Annotated in this window: 18 protein-coding genes and 1 tRNA gene; 13 read left to right on the top strand and 6 right to left on the bottom strand. The window is 59.7% G+C overall.

The window, feature by feature from the left end:
• Positions 1-50: 50 nt before the first annotated feature.
• Positions 51-136, bottom strand: a tRNA-Leu gene (locus QP978_RS07525).
• Positions 137-362: 226 nt separating this feature from the next.
• On the opposite strand from QP978_RS07525, the gene QP978_RS07530 reads away from it, so the two are divergent.
• Positions 363-923: a YbhB/YbcL family Raf kinase inhibitor-like protein gene (locus QP978_RS07530; protein ID WP_049193504.1), complete on the top strand. Its 561-nt coding sequence runs from the start codon at positions 363-365 to the stop codon at positions 921-923.
• 135 nt (positions 924-1058) lie between these two features.
• Here QP978_RS07530 and QP978_RS07535 read toward each other — a convergent pair whose 3' ends face one another.
• From QP978_RS07535 to QP978_RS07545, 3 genes are all read right to left on the bottom strand, one after another.
• Positions 1059-2159, bottom strand: a complete 1101-nt coding sequence (locus tag QP978_RS07535) for a quinone-dependent dihydroorotate dehydrogenase (protein ID WP_049193506.1) — start codon at positions 2157-2159, stop codon at positions 1059-1061.
• Positions 2160-3323 (bottom strand): hypothetical protein, encoded by a 1164-nt coding sequence (locus tag QP978_RS07540; protein WP_187401166.1) that lies wholly within the window; start codon positions 3321-3323, stop codon positions 2160-2162.
• Between the two features lie 108 nt (positions 3324-3431).
• A complete protein-coding gene (locus QP978_RS07545) occupies positions 3432-4367 on the bottom strand; it encodes an aldo/keto reductase (protein WP_070429711.1) in 936 nt (311 codons plus the stop codon).
• 132 nt (positions 4368-4499) lie between these two features.
• Between QP978_RS07545 and QP978_RS07550 the strand changes: the two genes are divergently transcribed.
• Genes QP978_RS07550 through metH form a run of 4 tightly spaced genes read left to right on the top strand, consistent with a single transcriptional unit; the run spans position 4500 to position 10874 of the window.
• The gene (locus QP978_RS07550) at positions 4500-5381 is read left to right on the top strand and encodes an undecaprenyl-diphosphate phosphatase (protein WP_040361409.1); all 882 of its coding nucleotides are present in this window, start codon (positions 4500-4502) and stop codon (positions 5379-5381) included.
• Between the two features lie 18 nt (positions 5382-5399).
• The gene (gene mshC, locus QP978_RS07555; protein ID WP_070604591.1) at positions 5400-6755 is read left to right on the top strand and encodes a cysteine--1-D-myo-inosityl 2-amino-2-deoxy-alpha-D-glucopyranoside ligase; all 1356 of its coding nucleotides are present in this window, start codon (positions 5400-5402) and stop codon (positions 6753-6755) included.
• A gap of 2 nt (positions 6756-6757) precedes the next feature.
• Positions 6758-7165: a hypothetical protein gene (locus tag QP978_RS07560; RefSeq protein ID WP_016422788.1), complete on the top strand. Its 408-nt coding sequence runs from the start codon at positions 6758-6760 to the stop codon at positions 7163-7165.
• Between the two features lie 49 nt (positions 7166-7214).
• Entirely contained in the window at positions 7215-10874 is a 3660-nt protein-coding gene (metH, locus tag QP978_RS07565) for a methionine synthase (RefSeq protein ID WP_187401165.1), read from the top strand.
• 7 nt (positions 10875-10881) lie between these two features.
• On the opposite strand, the gene QP978_RS07570 is transcribed toward metH, so the two are convergent.
• Positions 10882-11787 carry a thioesterase family protein gene (locus QP978_RS07570; RefSeq protein WP_016422790.1) on the bottom strand — a complete coding sequence of 302 codons (906 nt, stop codon included), beginning with the start codon at positions 11785-11787 and terminating at the stop codon, positions 10882-10884.
• Between the two features lie 155 nt (positions 11788-11942).
• Here QP978_RS07570 and QP978_RS07575 point away from each other — a divergent pair, with 155 nt between their 5' ends.
• The 5 genes from QP978_RS07575 (at position 11943) to QP978_RS07595 (ending at position 16832) form a co-directional block, all read left to right on the top strand.
• Positions 11943-12626 (top strand): HAD family hydrolase, encoded by a 684-nt coding sequence (locus QP978_RS07575; RefSeq protein ID WP_080971467.1) that lies wholly within the window; start codon positions 11943-11945, stop codon positions 12624-12626.
• Positions 12627-12648: 22 nt separating this feature from the next.
• Positions 12649-12912 (top strand): phosphoribosyl-ATP diphosphatase, encoded by a 264-nt coding sequence (locus tag QP978_RS07580; RefSeq protein WP_005510825.1) that lies wholly within the window; start codon positions 12649-12651, stop codon positions 12910-12912.
• A 14-nt stretch (positions 12913-12926) separates the two neighbouring features.
• Positions 12927-13772 carry an ATP phosphoribosyltransferase gene (gene hisG / locus QP978_RS07585; protein WP_016422792.1) on the top strand — a complete coding sequence of 282 codons (846 nt, stop codon included), beginning with the start codon at positions 12927-12929 and terminating at the stop codon, positions 13770-13772.
• A 258-nt stretch (positions 13773-14030) separates the two neighbouring features.
• Entirely contained in the window at positions 14031-15479 is a 1449-nt protein-coding gene (gene aspA, locus QP978_RS07590) for an aspartate ammonia-lyase (protein ID WP_016422793.1), read from the top strand.
• A 39-nt stretch (positions 15480-15518) separates the two neighbouring features.
• Positions 15519-16832: an anaerobic C4-dicarboxylate transporter gene (locus QP978_RS07595; RefSeq protein WP_049193514.1), complete on the top strand. Its 1314-nt coding sequence runs from the start codon at positions 15519-15521 to the stop codon at positions 16830-16832.
• Between the two features lie 179 nt (positions 16833-17011).
• Here the strand turns inward: QP978_RS07595 and QP978_RS07600 are convergent, their stop codons facing one another.
• The gene (locus QP978_RS07600; protein WP_070567070.1) at positions 17012-17899 is read right to left on the bottom strand and encodes a RecB family exonuclease; all 888 of its coding nucleotides are present in this window, start codon (positions 17897-17899) and stop codon (positions 17012-17014) included.
• Positions 17900-17984: 85 nt separating this feature from the next.
• Between QP978_RS07600 and QP978_RS07605 the strand changes: the two genes are divergently transcribed.
• From QP978_RS07605 to dop, 3 genes are all read left to right on the top strand, one after another.
• The gene (locus tag QP978_RS07605) at positions 17985-18827 is read left to right on the top strand and encodes a tRNA (adenine-N1)-methyltransferase (RefSeq protein WP_049170556.1); all 843 of its coding nucleotides are present in this window, start codon (positions 17985-17987) and stop codon (positions 18825-18827) included.
• A 109-nt stretch (positions 18828-18936) separates the two neighbouring features.
• A complete protein-coding gene (gene arc, locus QP978_RS07610) occupies positions 18937-20514 on the top strand; it encodes a proteasome ATPase (protein WP_239272035.1) in 1578 nt (525 codons plus the stop codon).
• Complete coding sequence (gene dop / locus QP978_RS07615; RefSeq protein ID WP_049170549.1) at positions 20507-22084, top strand: depupylase/deamidase Dop; 1578 nt, start codon at positions 20507-20509, stop codon at positions 22082-22084. The genes arc and dop overlap by 8 nt, the downstream gene beginning before the upstream one ends.
• Positions 22085-22106 lie beyond the last annotated feature (22 nt).

Below are 22106 nucleotides of genomic sequence, written 5' to 3' on the forward strand. Positions count from 1 at the left end.
GCAAAAATCCCGAGAGCTGCACTAATTGCAGTTTCTCGGGATTTATCTTGTGTCCGGAGGGGGACTTGAACCCCCACGCCCGTTAATAGGGCACTAGCACCTCAAGCTAGCGCGTCTGCCATTCCGCCACCCGGACCGGGTAGGAAGCACTTCCGTGCTGACCTGTGATACTGTATCCCGACTACATAATGAAACACAAATTGGCAGGTCAGCAGGGTATTAGCGCGCCAAACCTGGGTGTAATTACATCAGCGGTGTTAGCCCCGCATCCGCCTTGGATTCGCACTGAGAATCAGGCCCTGCAGATAGGGAGTCTTGTGAAGTCCCTGCAGCGCGCTCATAAAGTAGGCACACTGGTAGTTATGACTACGAATTCCAACGACACCGCAAATGCTCCGGTTTTCCCGGGACCAGATCCGTACGCACCGCTGAAGGATTTGCCAACCTTCGAGCTGTCCTCGCCAGATATCAAGGACGGCGAGAAGATTGCGGATGAATTCCGCGCTCCGTCGAATGTTTCCCCACAACTGGATTGGGCAAATCTGCCGGAGGGCACTAAGTCCATTGCCGTGACCTGCTTCGATCCGGATGCTCCGACCGCTTCGGGCTTCTGGCACTGGGCTGTCTTCAACATTCCAGCGACCGAAAAGGGTCTGCCACAGGGAGCTGGCTCCGAAGACGGCTCTAAGCTGCCAGAAGGCGCTATCCAGCTTGTCGGCGACTCGGGCATGCGTGGTCACTACGGAGCTAACCCACCGGCGCAGCATGCCCCACACCGTTACATGTATGCGGTGCACGCGGTCGACGTGGAGAAGCTTGAAGTTCCGGGAGATGCGACGCCGACCGTGCTTGGCTTCAATCTGTACTTCCACTCGATTGCGCGTGCCATCATCACGCCGTGGTGGGAGAACGTCGGGGAGTAAGGATACGACGCCCACACGGGCAACTACCGACCGGGCGCGCTACTCATACAGAAAACCCGGGGCCAGCGCCTTCATGGCAGCTGGCCCCGGGGTCACGTGTTTATTGGGTTAGGAAGCCTCAACGGCTTTCAGCAGTTAACCACGCCACGGCAGACCACAGCCGACTGCCTCCGAAATGGAGTAGAATCCCTGAGCTCGAATCTGGCGAGCCAACCCTTGGTGAATGTCACGAATCCAGTCCGGACCGCCATAAATCAACGGTGTGTAGCCCTGCAGTAGGGAAGCGCCGTTGGCAATCCGCTCCCACGCCTGCTCAGCAGTTTCAATGCCGCCGACGCTGATGAGAACTAGTTTGTCTCCGACGCGCTCGTGCAGCAGCTTCAGCACCTCTAGTGACCGAGCTGCCACAGGAGCACCCGAGACTCCACCGGCCCCCATCTCCGCGACCTCATCCGCGGGCGTACGCAGGCCCTCGCGAGAAATGGTGGTGTTGGTAGCCACAATGCCTGCCAGCCCAAGGTCAACCGCCAAGTCAGCAACTGCGATGACATCATCGTCGGAGAGATCAGGAGCAATCTTGACCAGCACCGGCGAGTCGGTCTCCTCAGTCACCGCTGCCAGAATCGGGCGCAGTGACTCCACTGCCTGAAGGTCGCGCAGACGCGGCGTGTTCGGTGAGGAGACGTTAACAACAACGTAGTCCGCCAAGCCGCCGAGCTGGCTAGCCGATTCTCGATAGTCATCGACGGCCTCTTCCAGCGGAGTCACCTTTGTCTTACCAATGTTGATACCGATGACGTCGTCACTGCGACGCGCCCGCAAGTTCTCCGCTACAGCAGCGGCGCCGGGGTTGTTGAAACCCATGCGGTTCAAAATGGCGCGGTCTTCCTTCAGACGGAACAGACGCGGGCGATCGTTGCCCGGCTGCGGCTTGGCAGTCACGGTTCCCAGTTCCGCGTAGCCAAAACCAATTGGCCCCCAGCAATCCGGGGCAATAGCAGCCTTGTCGAAGCCCGCGGCGAGCCCCAGCGGACGCGGGAAGTCCACACCGAACACGGTTTGACGCAGCACAGCATCGTCAACAACGAGTAGCTTGCTCACCGCCCGCTGTAGACTCTCCGACTTCTGCAGCCCCTTCAGGGTCTTCGAGATGGCCTCGTGAATCTGCTCCGGTGGAACCTGGAACATTGCCTTTAGCGCGAGTTGATAAGACTTGGCGCGAAGTTTCGAAGGCATCTACTTAGTCTCTCCCTCGGAGTCGTCTGCTCCCTTGGTGTCACCTGCACCGGTCGGTAGTTTATCGGCTGGTTCCCGAACCGACATCTCCTCACGGATCTTCTCTGCATCCTGCTTGAAATCAGCAATTGCCTTATCGACGTCCGCGGAGTCAAAAATCTGGGCCCCGTCACCGGTAGCCGAGAAGACGCCAATCTGGCCATCCTCGGTGGCAACAATCGACTGTGGATCTGCAACCGTGTTGATGTCCGCGACCTTGACTGGGGTACCCGAGCTGATGTCGTAGCCAGTCAGCTTGTTCACCTTCGTCGAAGTCACCCAGACAATTCCGCGCGATTCATCGACCGCTACCGCCCACGGAGCCTCCGGGGCCGGAGCTGCCTGGTGGAGGCGAATGACGTCAGTGGCAGTGTAAATAAGAAGCTGGTTGCCCTTGGTGTCTGCGGCAGCAATGACATGATCACCGGAAGCTACCTTGCCGACGCCGATGCCCGCACGCAGCGCAGAGCCAGCGCGGGACTCATCGAGCTTGAGCTCATGCACCGAAGTCTCCGGACGGTTGACCTCTAACAGCTTGACGTCCGCGTCATTGTCCGCTTTGGGAATCTCAACGAGCTGCGACCCGTTATTGGCAGCCTTGAAGTCACTGGCCAACTCGCCATCAGCGCCGAACACATCGACGACATTGCTATCCGCATGGGCACCGATGATGCGGCCGCCTTCCAGGCCAACTGCGGCGGAGTAGTTGGTGCCACGGCCGACAACGGCCGTTTCCGTAGCCTGGTCAGTAATGACGTGGATGCCATCTTCACACGGCAGCAGAGCGTTAGGGCCGCCCGGCGCGAGCTCACCACACTTCGCGTCCAGCTTCATTGATCGCTCAATTGGGTTATTCAGCGGACCGGCAAAGATCTTGTCCCCGGCCTTCAGGACAACTCGGTCGCCGACCAACACGGCATCGGTAACGTCCTCATCAATCTTCTTGGCTCTACCGATAGCAGTATCGGGAGCAGCGGGTGAAGCGGCCGGCACTGGCGTGGCGTTGCCCATTCCGGCATCGATGTCTCCTTCCACATCGGAGGAGCACCCTGCCAGGACCACTGCGCTAGCGGAAAGCCCCGCTAGAAGGGAGGTTATGACACGTCGACGACTGTTTTCACTCACGCTATAGAAACTACCACCCCGGCCTGATTACTTTGTGGACGCCTCCAGCCGTGGGAGGTTCTCGCATTCGTTGTGCCTTATAAGTCTTTAGAAGACTGCCGTTACTGATTACAGCGTGACGTCGTCAAGCGCGTTGCAAATCTGCGGTGGCAGCGTGAGTTGTTCGGAGGTGAGGTTTTCGCGTAGCTGAGCGCGGTCTCGAGCGCCAACGAGAATCGAGGTGACGCCCGGCCGATCGCGTGCCCAGGAAATCGCTGCGACGGCAGCACTGACGCCGAGCCCCTTGGCTGCGGTGGTCAGCGCGCCTGCAACCGTGACGCCGCGTGTGTCGAGATAGTCCTGTACCTCTGCGTCGGCGTGTTCGGAAGCAGCGCGGGAGTCTTCGGGGATGATGTGCTGGTATTTGGCGGTCAAAACACCTTGGGCCAGTGGGGCGCCACCGATAAAGCCGAGCCCCAAATGCTCACAGGCGGGCAGCAGTTCTGCCTCAGGGCTTCGCTGGAGCAGCGAGTACTCATGCTGTGCGAACACCGGAGCGATTCGATCCGCGGCGGCATGCGTCACCGCTGCCTGCCAACCGCTGTATCCACGCACTCCGGCGTAACGTACTTTCCCCGTGCGCACAGCCCATTCCAGGGTATCGGCGACCTCTTCCGGTGGGGTCAGCCCATCCCAGTAGCCGGGCGACCACAGGTCAATGTGTTCGACGCCGAGGCGTCCGAGCGTTTCGTCGAGGTCCTTTTGCAGTGTCTTACGCGAGCAGTCCACGCGCCTGCCGACGGGCCGCTCGGGGTGTATGCCAGATGCGACCGAGAGCACCAATTCGTCGGCAACGCCGCGCTTTGCGATGACCGCACCCAGCATGTCGGCAACAGTGTCGCCGCCGTGGAGTGGGGAAGCGTCGACAAGGTTGCCTCCGGCGTCGAGGAAGTCCGTCAGGATGCGTCCGGCCTCGTCTTGCCTGGTACCCGCACCCCAGGTGGCCGTACCCAGCCCCAAGGCGGAGACGCGTAAACCGCTGTTGCCCAGAATTCGTTGTTGCACGATTTTTACTTTAGGACACCCGTGTGCGGTCGCGGGAAAAGTTCCGCGGGAGAGGTCTCGCTATCGCCGCACCGAAACCTCGCTATAGCCACAACACAAACCGGACGAGTAGCCTATACAGCCGTGACTATCATGACGACACTAAGCGCCTCAGCGGATACCGCTGCCGATACCGCCGGCACCGGTATGACCTGGGCCCAGACGATCATCCTGTCCGTAGTGCAAGGTCTGACGGAATTTCTCCCGGTGAGTTCCTCGGGGCACCTTCGGATTGTCTCCGAGCTGCTGTGGGGCCAGGACGCCGGTGCATCCTTCACCGCTGTGGTGCAGCTTGGCACCGAATTGGCTGTGTTGGTGTTCTTCGCCAAGGACATCTGGCAGATCCTCACTGGCTGGTTTGCCGGTCTGTTCAATAAGGAAGCCCGCGGTTTCAACTACCGCATGGGTTGGATGGTGATTGTCGGTACGCTGCCGATTGCCATCATCGGTGTGCTGGGGAAGGACCTCATCCGCGATAACCTGCGCAATCTCTGGATTACAGCCGCTGTGTTGGTGCTTTTCTCCTTTGTCTTTATCGCCGCAGAGAAGTTCGGCCGTCGTGAGCGCAACTATGAAGAGCTGACCATGCGAGATGCCATCGTCATGGGTTTCGCGCAGTGCCTGGCGCTCATTCCGGGTGTGTCGCGCTCGGGCGGTACGGTGTCTGCCGGCCTGTTCTTGCACTTGGACCGAGAGGTTGCAACGCGCTTTTCCTTCCTGCTGGCTATCCCCGCTGTTTTCGCTGCTGGAATTTTTTCGCTTCCAGACGCGTTTGACCCTGCGGCGGGACAGGCCGCTAGTGGTGCGCAATTGGCCATCGGTACGCTGATTGCCTTCGTCGTCGGCTATGCGTCTATTGCATGGCTGCTGAAGTTCGTGTCGAACCACTCCTTCGCTTGGTTCGCCGCGTACCGCATCCCGGTCGGTTTGATTGTTATGGTGTTGCTCGGCTTCGGCACGATCAACGCTGTTTAGTGAGGTAGTGAGTATTTAATGCATTCGTGGCCCCAACCACAGGTTCCCAGTCTCGGCGATGCGCGTTTCGATGTGTTCAACCGCGCCAGCAATACAGGTAAGGCGCATTCGCTTGACGACGAAAGCTCAACATCGGTACCCCTACGCCTCTACGACACCGCGGATCAGAAGGTCTCCCAGGTGGAAGCGGGACCGGAGGCGACCATGTACGTGTGTGGCATCACACCCTATGACGCCACGCACCTGGGGCACGCAGCAACCTACCTCACCTTTGATCTGATTTACCGTCAGCTGCTGGATAATGGACACTCGGTGCATTACGTGCAGAACATCACCGATGTCGATGACCCGTTGTTCGAACGTGCGGAGCGCGATGGGGTGGACTGGCGCGAGCTGGGCACCTCGCAGATTGATTTGTTTCGCTCGGATATGGAAAACCTGTCGGTGATTCCACCGCGCGACTACATCGGCGCCATTGAGTCCGTGGGCGAGGTCGTGGAAATGGTCGAGAAGCTGCTGGAGAATGGCTCGGCCTACCAGCTCACCGATGACGAGTACCCGGATGTGTACTTCCGCAAGAGTGCCACTGAGAACTTTGGTTACGAGTCCAATTACTCGGCAGAGCAGATGGCGGAGTTCTTTGCGGAGCGCGGTGGCGACCCGGATCGCCCGGGCAAGGAGGACCCACTGGACGCGCTGGTGTGGCGTGCCGCTCGCCCCGGGGAGCCAAGCTGGGAGGCTCCTTTTGGTGCGGGCCGGCCGGGTTGGCACATTGAGTGCTCGGCGATTGCCACCAACCGCCTGGGTAAGAGCTTCGACATTCAGGGCGGTGGCTCGGATCTCGCGTTCCCGCACCACGAGTTCTCGGCGGCTCACGCTGAAGCCGCTACTGGCTGTGCACGTATGGCGCGCCATTATGTTCACGCTGGCATGATTGCGCTCGACGGCGTGAAGATGTCCAAGTCGCTGGGCAACCTGGTGTTTGTCTCCAAGCTGGTGGCCGCCGGCGTCGACCCGAGTGCTATTCGCATTGGCGTCTTCGCCAGCCATTACCGCTCTGATCGCGATTGGTCGGACGAGGTGCTGGAGGCGGCCAAGGCACGTCACGAGGCCTGGCGTGCGGCTTGCGCAACTACAAAGACTGCCACCGATGAGAAGGCTGTGAGCGCAGCAGCGGCACTGGTTGCCGATGTGCGCGCAAGCCTGGCCAATGACCTGGATACGCCGGCTGCTCTGGCCGCTATCGATGCCTGGGCTGCGGAGTGGTCCTCGGATACCAGCAACAAGGCAGATGCTGGCACAGTAACCGGCGCAGCGGGTGCCGGAGAATTCGTTGCCGCCGCGCTGGACGCGCTGCTTGGCGTTAAAATTTGAGCATGAGCAACTCAGATCTGTCTGCTGTCGAAGTAACGCAAGAGAACATCGATAAGCTAGTTGCCGATTTGCGCATGTTTGCCACCGGCAGCTACCTGCAGCCCGAGGAACGCGAGTTCTGGGAGCCACTTTTTGACGAATCGGTAGCCGACCAGGTCGGGGAAGCCCTCCGTGAGGCCGCCGCTGGTATTGATCAGGCGGCGGAACTGGCCGTCGATAAGCGAGAAGAAGCCGCAACGCAGGCGGTAGAGAACTGCCTACAGCGCGTGGCTGCGATTGAGCATGAGCACGGTGGCTCGATTTTTGATGAGGAGCTCGACGAGATTCTCGCGATTATCAATTCCGCAACGAAGGCTGTCGGTTTGGACCTGCCTGCGGTGAAGGCGGAAAGCTACTTTGAGATGGAATAACCAGCCCGATTAACGGCGCGGTTATGAAAGTAGACTAAGGTGTCTATTCATGACTGATCGCCACTCTTCCGAGTTCCTCACCGCACTGCACAGCCGTGTACTCATTGGCGATGGCGCCATGGGTACCCAGCTGCAGTCTTTTGACCTCGACGTTGACGCGGACTTCCTCGGCTACGAGGGCTGTAATGAGATTCTCAATGACACTCGTCCCGACATCATCGAGACGATTCACCGGCGTTATTTCGAGGCCGGCGCCGACCTGGTGGAAACCAATACCTTCGGCTGCAACTTCCCGAACCTCGCGGATTACGACATTGAAGACCGTATCCAGGAGCTAGCGCACAAGGGCACCGCAATCGCCCGCAAGGTCGCTGACGAAATGGGGCCGGGGCGCGAGGGTATGCGACGCTTTGTCCTCGGTTCGCTGGGCCCGGGCACGAAGCTGCCGTCTTTGGGGCACGCTCCGTACGCTCAGCTTCGCGACGCTTACACGGAGGCCGGACTCGGCATGATTTCCGGTGGCGCGGATGCGTTTTTGATTGAGACCTGTCAAGACTTGCTGCAGGTCAAGGCAGCAGTCAATGGCGTCAAGGCCGCCATGCGACAGGCTGACAAAAAGATTCCGATTGTCGTCCACGTGACTGTCGAGACCACAGGCACCATGCTGATGGGCTCGGAGATTGGTGCAGCCCTGGCAGCGCTGCAGCCGCTGGGTATCGACATGATTGGCCTAAACTGTGCGACCGGCCCGGACGAGATGAGCGAGCACCTACGCTACCTGTCCAACTTCGCCTCCATTCCGGTATCGGTAATGCCGAATGCGGGTCTGCCAGTGCTGGGTAAGAACGGTGCGACCTACCCGCTGACCGCCCCAGAGCTGGCCACAGCGCTGCGCGGCTTTGTTGAAGAGTTTGGCCTGGCGATGGTCGGTGGCTGCTGTGGTACCACACCGGAGCATGTTTCCGCTGTTCGCGATGCTATTACCGGTGCAGGCGCTTACGCTGAGCAGGGCCCTGCTGTTCAGGCAGCACGCCCATCGACGGATCCGGATGCAAAGCCAATCGATGAGGTCGCTTCTCTGTACTCGGCAGCCCCGCTGACGCAGACAACCGGCATCACCATGATTGGTGAGCGCACCAACGCCAACGGTTCCAAGGCTTTCCGCGAGGCTATGCTGGCCGGCGATTGGGAGAAGTGCCTTAACACCGCCCGCGGTCAGGTCACCGATGGCGCACACATGATTGACCTGTGTGTGGACTACGTGGGGCGCGACGGTCGCGATGACATGGCAACCCTGGCATCGCAGATCGCCACCTCGGTGACGTTGCCGGTCATGCTGGACTCCACGGAACCGGAGGTTTTGAAGACTGGCCTGGAGCACCTCGGTGGTCGCTGCGCGGTCAACTCTGTGAACTTTGAAGACGGCGATGGCCCGGACTCGCGTTACCAGCGCATTATGCGCCAGGTTGTTGAGCACGGTGCTGCCGTGGTCGCTTTGACTATCGACGAAGAAGGTCAGGCGCGTACAAAGGACAAGAAGATTGAGATCGCCGAGCGTCTCATCGCCGACATCACCGGCACGTGGGGACTGCGCGAGCAGGACATTATTGTCGACTGTCTGACTTTCCCGATTTCCACTGGCCAGGAGGAAACTCGCCGCGACGGCATCGAAACCATCGAAGCCATCCGCGAACTTAAGCGTCGCCACCCGAACGTGCACACCACGCTCGGTCTGTCCAACATTTCCTTCGGTCTGAACCCGGCGGCTCGCCAGGTACTCAACTCGGTGTTCCTCAACGAGTGCATCGAGGCCGGCCTGGACTCCGCCATTGCCCACAGCTCCAAGATCTTGCCGATGAACAAGATTGACAACAAGCAGCGCGAAGTCGCTCTCGATATGGTGTACGACCGCCGTCGTGAAGCGGGACACCCCGACGGGGAGTACGACCCACTGCAGGTATTCATGGAGCTCTTTGAAGGAGTCTCCGCCGCTGACGCGAAGGACGCCCGGGCCGAAAAGCTTGCCGCCATGCCGCTGTTCGACCGCCTGGCGCAGCGCATCATCGACGGTGAGCGCACGGGTATCGAGGCTGACCTCGATGAGGGCATGAAGGAAAAGGAACCGCTGGCGATTGTTAACGAGGACCTGCTGCGTGGCATGCAGACCGTTGGTGACCTGTTCGGTTCCGGCCAGATGCAGCTGCCATTCGTGCTGCAGTCGGCCGAGACGATGAAGGCCGCGGTGGGCTACCTCGAGGGCTTTATGGATGCCGAGGATGCCACGGGCTCCAAGGGTTCGATTGTGCTGGCCACGGTGAAGGGCGATGTCCACGACATCGGCAAGAACCTGGTGGAGATTATTCTCTCCAACAACGGCTACACCGTGCATAACCTGGGCATTAAGCAGCCGATCGCTACGATTCTGTCCGCCGCCAAGGAACTGGATGTCGACGCCATCGGCATGTCCGGCCTGCTGGTGAAGTCCACTGTGGTGATGAAGGACAACCTGCTGGAGATCAACTCCGCCGGCGATGCCACCCGCTTCCCAGTACTGCTCGGCGGCGCCGCGCTGACGCGTAGCTACGTGGAAGACGACCTGTCCGAGCTCTACCACGGCGATGTCTACTACGGCAGGGATGCCTTCGAAGGACTGCGCATCATGGACGAGCTGATGGCAGCTAAGAAGGGCCTCGGCCCAGACGAGAATTCGCCAGAGGCCATTGCTGCCCGCGAGAAGAAGGAAGCTCGCCGCGCCCGCCGTGAGCGCTCCAAGCGCATCGCCGCGCAGCGCGCCGCCAAGGCTGCTGCTGAAGCCCCCGAGGTGCCGGAGCGTTCCGATGTCGCCGCTGATGTCCCCGTTGCGACACCGCCGTTCTGGGGAACCCGCATTGTCAAGGGCCTGCCCCTCGACGACTACCTGACCACCCTCGACGAACGCGCTCTGTTCATGGGGCAGTGGGGTCTGCGCGGCACCCGCGGCGACGAGGGACCGAGTTACGAGGAACTGGTCGAATCCGATGGTCGTCCACGCCTGCGCGCATGGCTGCAGCGCCTGCGCGCCGAGAACATCCTCCAGCATGCGGCTGTCGTCTATGGCTACTTCCCAGCAGTTTCTGAGGGCGATACCGTACACGTACTGCCGCTACCTGCGGAAGGGGAGCAGCCCGACCCCGCGGCAGAGCCAGTGGTGTCCTGGACCTTCCCGCGCCAGCAGCGTGGTCGCTTCCTATGCATTGCTGACTTCATTCGCTCGCGCGAAGATGCCATCGCCGCAGGACAGTCCGACGTCATGCCGTTCCAGCTGGTGACCATGGGACAGCCCATCGCTGACTTCGCCAACGATATTTACGCCAAGAACGAATACCGCGACTACCTGGAGGTTCACGGTATCGGCGTGCAGCTCACCGAGGCGCTGGCCGAGTACTGGCACCAGCGCATTCGCTCCGAGCTCGCGTTCTCCGACGGCACAAGTGTTGGCGCGGAAGACTCCGACGATACCCAGGACTTCTTTGACCTGAAGTACCGTGGCGCTCGTTACTCCTTCGGCTATGGTTCCTGCCCGGATCTGACCTTCCGTCAGGGCATGATTGACCTGCTGCAGCCGGAGCGCATCGGCGTGGAGCTCTCTGAGGAGCTCCAGCTGCACCCAGAGCAGTCCACCGATGCGTTCGTGCTCTACCACCCGGAAGCGAAGTACTTTAACGTGTAGCTTCGCGTTATCCCTGCGGTCGCACCAGCAAGGTCTGCATGCTGCGGCCGATGGGGCCGTGCACATCGTAGAGCTCGCCCGCGGTCATGCCGATTCCGTCCGGCCCAATGGAACCGCGGGCGGCGATGCCCACCCAGCCGCCGTCTTCCGACTGCAACTCCGATTCCGCCGACTTCTCCGAGGCGCCGAGCTGGGGGAGTCGGTGCAGGTGAACCACTAAGTCGGTATTCATAAACGCCCACTGGTGCGGGCTCAGCGTGGCCCCGATACCGTTGGCGGTATCAGCTACCTGCATGACTCGCTCCACCGCAGTCGGCTCCTCCCCGAGCACGATTGGGTACTGCGCGCGAACCCAGTGAATTTGCGTCTCGGCCAGCTCTTCCGTCGCGCCGGCGCGGGCTTCAATTGATTCGATGTAGCCGCCACTCCAATCGTCGGTAAGCGGAATGTACTCGGCGCTGCATTCCTCGGGCCCGGGCACCTGCTTGTCGAATGCACGCTCAATATCCCGCGTATCCGCAGTGGCCATCATCCATGCGGACGCCGTGGCAACTGGCCGCCAGGCACCCTTGACGTCGGCAAGCAATTCGGCTTCGACCTTGGCGATTTGCCGCCCCGGGCGCGAGACCCATGAGCGCGCGCGGAGCTCCGTGTACGGTACAGCCGACAACAGATCCACGGCGATGCGAGTAATACGCATCCCCTCGCTTTCCAGACGGCGGCGCTCCAACATGCGCGTCAGCAGCGCCGACGGCGGCGCACCGTGCTGAAACGGCCCCCACGCCCCATAAGTGAAGCTAGTGGGCATGAAGCGCTCGTAGCTGAGCTCGCCTTCGGTGACCGTCCCTAGCGGAATGAAGTATGCCTCGGGTTGGTCGATAGCCTGGGCGAGCGAATCTTCAGTGGTTGTCATAGCGAGTCGATGCCTTTCATTCACGCGGAACACGTTCATGCGGTGGTTTCATGCAGCACCGCAACATACTTTCCTTCCTGAAACTCTAAACCTTCATCCGACGGTTTTGCTGACATAATCGCTAAATGCTTGATTGCCTGGCATAGTCGCATGGTGTGAAAGCAATTTTGTGGGACATGGACGGCAGCCTCATCAACACGGAACCTCTGTGGGAGATTGCCACGTACGACCTCTCGGAATTCGTAGGCCGTCGCCTGACTCCGGAGTTGCGCATGCAGTGCGTCGGCAACACGCTCTGGGACACGCTGTCGATTTGTGCTGATCATGCGGGACGCACGCTTGACGACGAGCTGTTTGCCTCGGGCTCCCAATTCGTCGAAGGTCGCTTCACAGAATTGGTTCTAGAACATGGGGTGGAGTGGCGCCCGGGTGTGCCGGAGATTTTGGACCAGGCCCGAGCTGGTGACATTCCGGTGGTGTTGGTGACCAATACCCGTCGGCACGTGGCGCAACCCTGCATTGATGTCATGGGGGAGCAGCACTTCGCCGCAACAGTGTGTAGCGATGAGGTGGCCAATGGCAAACCGGCACCGGATCCGTACTTGCGTGGCGCAGAGCTAGCCGGATTTGCGCCAGAGGACTGCCTGGCTATCGAAGATTCCTCAACGGGGGTGCGCTCTGCACTCGCTGCGGGATGCACGGTGGTGTGGAATCCAATGCCGGATGTGAGCGTTTCGCAGGCTGATGTGGGGACGTTAGTACCCCCGGCGCGCTTCATTTCGGGCAATTTGGATACCTCGAATTTGGGCTTATTGCGGGCTGCTTTCGCGGGCGAGTAGACGACATGGAACAATAGACCGGGTGAAGAACTTTGATGACCTGTTTGCAGAGCTGAAGGAAAAAGCACAGTCGCGCCCCGAGGGATCGGGCACAGTCAAGGCGCTGGACGCTGGTGTGCATTTCCAGGGCAAGAAAATTGTCGAAGAGGCCGGTGAGGTCTGGCTTGCAGCTGAGCACGAATCTGACGAAGCCCTCGCAGAGGAGATTTCGCAGCTGTTGTACTGGCTGCAGGTGGTCATGGTCGGTCGCGGGCTGAGCCCCGAGGATGTTTACAAGTACCTGTAGGAGAAATCAACACCATGCTGCGTATTGCCGTGCCCAACAAGGGATCGCTGTCCGAGGCGGCAGTCGAAATCCTGAAGGAAGCTGGCTACCCGGGTCGAGGCGACTCCAAGAGCCTGACCATCCACGACGAAGCCAACGACATTGAGTTTTTCTTCCTCCGCCCGAAGGATATTCCTATCTACGTTGGCAACGGCCATCTGGATTTGGGCATCACCGGCCGCGACCTGGCCGCTGACTCGCTGGCTCCGGTCGATGAGGTTCTGAATCTGGGCTTCGGCGCCTCGACCTTCCGCTACGCCGCTCCGGCCGATGAGGAGTGGACCGTAGAAGCTCTGGAGGGCAAGCGCATTGCCACCTCGTACCCGAATCTGGTGCGCGAGGATCTGAAGGCTCGTGGCATTAACGCCACCGTCATTCGCCTTGATGGTGCAGTGGAGATTTCCATCCGCTTGGGAGTTGCCGACGTTATCGCCGATGTTGTCTCCACCGGTCGCACCCTGCGCAAGCAGGGATTGAAGCCATTCGGCGATGTTTTGGTCAGCTCTGAGGCAGTTGTTGTCGGACGCAAGGGTGTAGAGGTCACCGAGGAGCAGCAGGTGTTCCTGCGTCGCATGACCGGCATTCTGCATGCCAAGACGTACTTGATGATTGACTACAACATCCGTGCGTCCGCGCTGGAAGAGGCATCCAAGCTCACCCCGGGGCTGTCCGGCCCGACCGTGTCGCCGCTGGCTAACGAGGATTGGGTAGCAGTTCGCGCGCTAGTTCCGAAGGCAGAGGCCAACCCGCTCATGGACGCACTGGCAAAGATTGGTGCCGAGGCGATCTTGGCTTCGAATATCCGTATCGCGCGTATTTAAGTCACGCGAACCTTACACGCTATCCAGTGGGAGCTTCCTAGCTGAATCCACCCTTTACCTACGCTAGCGTAGGTAGTAATATTGACACTAAGAGTGCGCACGGCGTTAGCCGGACCGAAGCAGTAACTTTATGCCTGTACATGCGGCACATACGCCAGCACTGTAGTTTTGGCGGTGTAACCAATCATCGCCACTAAATGTGGCCCACAAGGCTGCGTCTACTAGGTCTGCTAAAAGGCTAGAAGGGATTGCTTCCACATGTCCGCAACACGTACCGAGGTCGACCTGCTTGGCTCTATGGAGGTCCCGGCAGAGGCTTACTACGGCATCCACACCCTGCGCGCAATCGACAACTACCAAATCTCAGCCAAGACCATCAACGACGTGCCCGAATTCATTCGTGGCATGGTGATGGTGAAGAAGGCCACGGCCATTGCCAACCAGCGCGTCCACACGCTGCCCAGCGATGTTGCAGACATCATCGTCGCCGCATGTGATGAAATCCTGGAAAAGGGACGCTGCATGGATCAGTTTCCAATCGATGTCTTCCAGGGTGGAGCTGGCACCAGTCTCAACATGAACACCAACGAGGTCATCGCTAACCTCGCTCTAGAACTGCTCGGCCTGGAAAAGGGCCGATACGACGTCATTCACCCCAACGATGATGTCAACCAGTGCCAGTCAACCAACGATGCCTACCCAACAGGTTTCCGTCTTGCCATCCACATGTCGCTGCTGAGCCTGCAGAAGCACTTCGACTCCCTGGTTGAGGCTCTACACGCCAAGGGTGATGAATTCAACGACATCATCACAATGGGGCGCACGCAGCTGCAGGATGCCGTTCCAATGACCCTGGGACAGGCTTTCCACGCATTTGCCCACAACCTTGAGGAAGAGCAGGAGTCCATCGCAACTGCGTCGGCACGCCTGCTGCAAATCAACCTGGGAGCAACCGCTATCGGTACCGGTGTAAATGCGCCGGCAGGCTACCGCGAGGCCGTGACCCAGGCGCTGCGTGAGGTCAGTGGCTTTAAGGTGACCTCTGCGAAGGACCTAATCGAAGCCACCAGCGATACCGGCGCCTACGTCAGCGTGCATGCATCCCTGAAGCGCGCGGCCATGAAGATTTCCAAGATGTGCAACGACCTGCGCCTGCTGGCATCGGGTCCACGAGCCGGACTGAATGAAATCAACCTGCCGGAGCGCGCCGCTGGGTCTTCGATTATGCCGGCAAAGGTTAACCCGGTAATCCCAGAGGTCGCGAACCAGGCCTGCTTCAAGGTCTTCGGCAACGACGTGACCCTGACCTGGGCAGCCGAGGCTGGCCAGTTGCAGCTAAACGTGATGGAGCCTGTCATCGGCGCATGCCTCTTCGAGTCGATTGAACTGCTGCGCAGTGCTACCGACACTCTGCGCGACAAGTGCATTACCGGCATCACCGCTAACCCGGAAGTTTGCCGCGGCTATGTGGAAAACTCCATCGGTATCGTGACCTACCTGAATCCGGTCATTGGCCACCACGAGGGCGATATGATTGGCAAGGAAGCCGCTCGCACTGGCCGCTCCGTCCGGGACATTGTCCTCGAACGCGGGCTGATGGACGAGAAGGAGCTCAACCAGGTCCTGAGCACCGAGAACCTCATGCACCCGGAATACCGGGGGAAGCGCTACGTGGCAGGGGAGTCTCGCCTCGACGATTTGTCCTAAGCGGCAACAAGTCTAACGAGTGACTTTTCGGAGATACACATGTTAGTTGCCGTCCAAATCTCTATCGTTCTAACAGCGATCCTCCTTGGCGCGCGTCTTGGTTCAATTGCTATCGGGTTCGCCGGTGGGCTGGGCGTTTTGGCGCTGGGCATCACCGGGGTTCCGGTCACCAAAGACGACATTCCGTTCGATGTCATCGGCATCATTATGTCGGTAATCGCGGCAATTGCCGCTATGCAGAAGGCCGGAGGCATGGACTATCTCGTCCACATTGCCGAACGGTTGCTGCGCAAGAATCCGCGACACATCACCTACTGGGCCCCGGTTGTCACCTACCTGATGACACTGCTCGCCGGCACCGGCCACACCGCATTTTCCACCCTCCCAGTTATCGCCGAAGTATCCAAGGAGGGAGGCGTTCGCCCGTCCCGCCCGCTGTCCGTGGCGGTCATCGCATCTCAGTTGGCGATTACGGCATCACCCATTTCAGCGGCTGTGGTGCTGATGGCTTCGCTCATGGAACCCCGCGGCGTTGGTTATCTCACACTCCTGGCGATTGTCATTCCTTCGACGTTCCTCGCCATCCTTCCGACCGCCTTTGTCACGAATCACCTAGGCAAAGAGCTTGACGACGATCCGGAGTATCAAAGCCGCTTGGAAAAGGGGTTAGTCTCCAAGCCACGTGGCCAGATGAGCGAATACGTGCCAACCAAGTCGGCCAAGTGGTCCGTGGCGATTTTCCTACTCTCGATTCTCGCGGTGATGGTCTACGCGACCATCAGCACCGAACAGGTCGGCCTCATCGCTGACCCCACGCTCCCACGAAACGAGGCGATCATGTCAATCATGTTGACCGCCGCCACTGTTATCGTGCTGGCCTGCAAGTTGGACGCGGCAACCATTTTGAACACACCGGTGTTCAAATCGGGCATGTCCGCCAGCGTCTGCGTTCTCGGTGTGGCGTGGCTGGGAACCACAATTATCAACCACTACATCGACGACATTAAGGCCGCGTCCGGCAGCCTACTGACCACAATGCCGTGGATGCTGGCAATCGTGCTATTCTTTGCGGCCGCATTGCTGTACTCGCAGGCGGCCACGGCAAAGGCCATCATGCCCGCTGCACTCGCGGTGGGAGTTTCTCCCATCACTGCGATTGCTTCCTTCGCAGCGACTTCCGCGCTATTCGTACTGCCTACTTACCCGACGCTCCTTGCCGCGGTGGAGATGGACGACACTGGCACAACCCGAATTGGCAAATACGTGTTTAACCACTCGTTCATCATCCCAGGCACCTTATGTATTGCCCTGTCCGTCGCGTTCGGTTTCGCCTTCGGCAGCGCACTGCTGTAGTGGGGGGCTACCTAGAACACCGCATAGAGAAACTGACTAGGTTTATGACAAAATCGAAGCGGTTAAGTCCATTCACCTGTCATAAACCTAGTCAGTAACTTTTACTGGCACCGTTACCGCCGACGGCGGCACCCCGCGAAAGCTAACATCGCCGCGAGAGCCACCGCCATCCGCAGCTTTTACTCAGCGCCACCATCGCCGACAGCACCCGGCCAACCGGGGTACTCCGGGGTGACCCCGCCATAGGCAGGGCACAGCTCCTGGAAAGAACACCATCCGCAGAGTTTGGACTTCTTCGGCACAAAGTCACCGTTTTCACCGTCGCGCACGATCGCCGACCACAAGTCGGCAATCTCCGCTTGGAAGGCCTCTAATTCCGCCGAGGTGGGGCTGAGCACCAGGTCATCGGCAACCTTCAGGTACATCAACCGCAGCTGTTCCGGGATACGACCGGTGAGTCGCCACCACACCAGCGCGTAAAACCGCATCTGGAAGAGCGCCTCATCCTGGAAGCGAGGAGAGGGCTTCTTGCCCGTCTTGTAGTCGACAATCCGGACCTCACCGGTCGGGGCAATATCGACGCGGTCGATAAAACCACGAAGTGGCACCGACAACGGCACAGTCTGATCTGCATCCGGATCGATAACCAGCTGAACGAACTTTTCCATCTCGGCAGCATCGAAGCCCATGGGGTTTTCCATCATGAAATATCCCTTGAGCAGGCCGCGGCATTCGACCAGGAAGTCGTAGTAATCATCCTCCGGAACTAGCTCAATCAGTTCCTCGTCCTTTGCACGCATGTCCTCCCAGGTCGGCTTCAGACGCTTCACCGCCGCTGGGTAAGTGCGTTCTTCACGGGGCCAGGCATGCATCTGTTCGAGCACAGCATGCACCAACGTGCCCTTGACCTGCGCGACAGTCGATGGCTCCGGAATCTTGTCAATCGCACGGAACCGGTACTTCAGCGGGCACTGGCGGTAGTCATTAGCTCTCGACGGCGACAGCGCCAACTTAGAGCGGCGGGAAGGCTGAACTGCTGACTTAGAACTTTGGGCATTGTCGGGCATACTAGCCAGGTTAGAGTACCGCCCGGATTTGGCTGCACCCGACATGACCCGACCCAACCAAACCCCAAAAGGAGCCCACACACCTATGGCATTGAGCGGACCATTCCAGGTCGGCGACCGAGTCCAGCTGACTGACTCGAAGAATCGCCACTTCACCGTCATCCTCGAGGAGGGTGGCAAGTTCTTCACTCACCGCGGCACCATCCTCCACGACGACCTCATCGGCGCCAAGGAAGGCACCACCGTCACCTCCAGCGAAGGCACCGTCTACCTGGCCATGCGTCACTTGCTGGTCGATTACGTCCTGTCCATGCCGCGCGGTGCTGCGGTGATTTACCCGAAGGATGCTGCACAGATCATCGTCGAGGGCGACATCTTCCCAGGTGCGCGCGTGTTGGAGGCCGGCGCTGGCTCCGGCGCGCTCAGCCTCAACCTGCTCCGCGCCATCGGCGCTGACGGGCAGCTTATTTCCTACGAGGTCCGCGAGGACCACATCGAGCACGCGGAACGCAACGTTGTCGACTTCATGGGTCACAAGCCCGACAACTGGGACTTGCGCCTGGGCGATCTCAACGAGGCCTCCGTCGAGTCGCTCGGCGGCCCGGTCGACCGAGTCATTCTGGACATGCTCGCTCCATGGGAATGCCTGGACACCGTTTCGAAGGTGCTTCAGCCTGGCGGCGTGCTCATGGTCTATGTCGCCACTGTTCCGCAGCTAATGAAAGTCATGGAGGGCATCCGCGCGCAGAAGTGCTTCACCGAACCACGCGCCTGGGAATCCCTGGTCCGCGACTGGAATGTTCAGGATCTCTCCGTCCGCCCGGCGCACCGTATGCAGGCACATACCGCATTCCTGGTGTGGGCACGCAGGCTTGCCGACGGCACGGTGCCTCCGCGCCCACAGCGACGAAATCAAAAGAAGCTCTAGACCCGCCGCTTCGCGCTGGGAGGTGTAGCCGTCGTAAAGCGTGATGCGACACACGGTCTAAATCGACCAAGCAACAACGGCATCTGGCCCTATGGGTAATCTGGGATACATGACAACGCCGTCTGACAAAATCCGTGATCTTGAGCAGAAGAACTACAACCTCGGCATTCGTAATAATCGCCTGGTTGAGCTGTTGCGGGACTCCCGTAACAAGCTAGAGCTACTGCGCCAAGACATGGAGGATATGCTGGAGCCGCCTAGCACGTACGGTATTTTCCTTAAGCCGGGGCCGGAGAAAGGCACCGCAGAGGTTTTTACCGGAAATCGACGGATGCGCCTGCGGGTGCAGCCGGAGATTAATGAGCGGGCGCTTCGGCCGGGTGCGCAGGTGCGTCTGAATGAGGGCTCGATAATCGTGGAGGACTGCGGTTATCCGGAAAGCGGCGACATCGCCAATGTTCGTGAGGTGCTGCCGGATCGGGAGCGCATTTTGGCCTCGGATACTCACGGTGAGGAATTCGTGGTGTCTCTGGCGGGGGATTTGTCGCCGAAGCCGGGGGACTCGGTGATGATTGACCGCAAGTCGGGCTATGCGTTTGAGGTCATTCCGAAGTCCGAGGTGGAAAACCTGGTGCTGGAAGAGGTACCGGATGTCACCTACACGGATATCGGTGGTTTGGACAGCCAGATTGAGCAGATTCACGATGCCGTGGAGATGCCGTTCCTGCAGCCAGAACTGTTTGAGCAGTACAACCTGCGTCCACCGAAGGGTGTGCTGCTCTACGGCCCTCCCGGCAATGGTAAGACGCTGATTGCCAAGGCTGTGGCTAATTCGTTGGCACGCAAGATTGCGCTATCCCGAGGCAAGAGCGAGGCGGAGGCGCAGCGGGCGCAATCGTACTTCTTGAATGTCAAGGGCCCGGAGCTGCTGAACAAGTTCGTGGGTGAGACCGAGCGTCAGATTCGCCTGATTTTTGACCGCGCTCGCGACATTGCCGAGGATGGCAAGCCGGTTATTGTCTTCTTCGATGAGATGGACTCGATTTTCCGCACTCGTGGTTCGGGTATCTCCTCGGATATGGAAAACACAGTGGTCCCGCAGCTGCTCAGTGAACTTGACGGTGTGGAGGGGCTGGAAAACGTCATCGTGATTGGTGCCACCAACCGCGAGGAGATGATTGACCCGGCAATTCTGCGCCCAGGACGCTTGGATGTGAAAATCCGCATTGAGCGCCCGAATGAGGCTGCGGCGAAGGATATCTTCCGCAAGTACTTGACTCCAGAGCTGCCGTATAACGCAGCCGAGGTGGAGGCACACGGTGGGGTGGAACAGAATGTCGCACACCTCATTGACCAGGTTGTTGAGCGGATGTACGCCAAGACGGAAGAAAACGAGTACGTGCGGATTCGCTATGCCGATGGCACCAGCGAGGTTATGTACTACCGCGATTTCAACTCCGGCGCGATGATTTCCAACATCGTCGACCGTGCGAAGAAGTCCGCCATCAAGTCGGTTATCGCTGGCGGCGAGGCTGGTATTAGCTTGGATCACCTGCTGTCTGCAGTGGCGGAGGAGTTCGCGCAGAACGAGGACCTGCCAAACACCTCGAACCCGGATGAGTGGGCTCGCATCTCCGGTCGTCCAGCGGCGCGCGTTGCCTCGGTCGAGGTGATTCGCCATGGCTAAATCCGCCGCCAGTTCTGCACAGTCGAACCGCTTCTTCGGCACGGAGATTGAGTACGGCATTTCCAGCCCGGACAACCCGGATGTCAGCCCAATTCTCACCTCCACGCAGGCCGTGCTCGCTTTCGCGCATGAGCAGGAGGAGGGCCTGTCGGGGCGCATCCGCTGGGATTACGCACCAGAGTCGCCACTGCGCGACAGCCGTGGTTTCGACCTGCGCCGTTACCACCAGCCACCGATTGTTGACCCGAATGCCGTCGGCGCTGCAAACCTGCTGGTGCAAAATGGTGCCCGTTTCTACGTCGATCACGCGCACCCGGAGTACTCCTCACCGGAGACGGCAACCGCCCGCGAGGCGGTTATCGCTGACCGCGCAGGTGACAAGATTATGCTGCGCGCAGCTCAGCTTGCCGCCGAAGCCACCGATGCTGAGGGCAATCCAGGTCCGATGCTGAAGCTCTACCGCAACAATGTCGATGGCAAGGGCGCCTCGTATGGTGCCCACGAGAACTACCTTTTCTCCCGAGAAACCGAGTTCGATGACATCGTCGCCGGTCTGACGCCGTTTTTCGTCACCCGCCAGGTGTTCACGGGCGCTGGTCGCGTGGGTCTGGGGCAGACGGGGCAGGAGTCGGGTTTCCAGATTTCGCAGCGCGCGGACTACATCGAGACTGAGGTCTCGCTGGAGACCACTTTGAACCGCGGCATCATCAACACCCGCGATGAACCACACGCAGACTCCGATCGCTTCCGCCGCCTGCACGTCATCATCGGTGATGCCAACATGAGCGAGGTCGCCACCTTCCTCAAGCTGGGCACCACAGGTTTGGTCATCGACGCCATCGAGGACGGCGTGCGTTTCGACGACCTGCAGCTCCGCAACCCCGTCGAGGCCGTCCATAAGGTCTCCCGAGACTTGACTTGCACCGAGAAGCTGCAGCTGGCAGACCATGTCACGTGGATGTCCGCAGTGGAAATGCAGTACGAGTACCTGCGTCGCGTGGAGAGCTACGACCAGCAGGGCGACGTCGTCAAGCTCTGGCGTGAAGTGCTCGACGTGCTTTCCGACGACCCCCGCAAGGCAGCCCATCTGCTGGATTGGGTGGCGAAATACAACCTCATGGAGGGCCTGCGTACCCGCCTGGGCGCGGGCTGGGACCACCCGAAGTTGGCGTTGATTGATATTCAGTACTCGGATATTGACCCTGCTCGTGGGCTGTACCATGCGCTGGTGCGCCGCGGTTCGATGCGCACACTCGTGACCGAGGAAGAAGTCGACCGAGCGGTTGAATACGCACCGGAGTCTACGCGTGCGTATGTACGCGGTGGCATTCTGCGCCGCTTTGGCAAGGATGTCGTCGCGGGCAGTTGGACCAGCTTGGTGGTGGACACCGCGGGGGTGTATCGGAGCACTCGTGACGTGGAGTCGCCTGGAATTACGCTGGCCTACATTACGCTGGATGAAGTTGACCGTTTCACTGCCGCAGAATGCGGTGACGTGTTGGAGTCTGCGGAGACAGTGGCCAAGGTGGTTGAGCATCTGCGTACTCTCGGGGCTATCCGCGAACAATAGGCACACATAGTGCAGTAATAGA

This window comes from Corynebacterium sp. MSK035 (assembly GCF_030232615.1).
In the GTDB taxonomy this organism is placed as follows: Bacteria; Actinomycetota; Actinomycetes; order Mycobacteriales; family Mycobacteriaceae; genus Corynebacterium; species Corynebacterium jeikeium_D.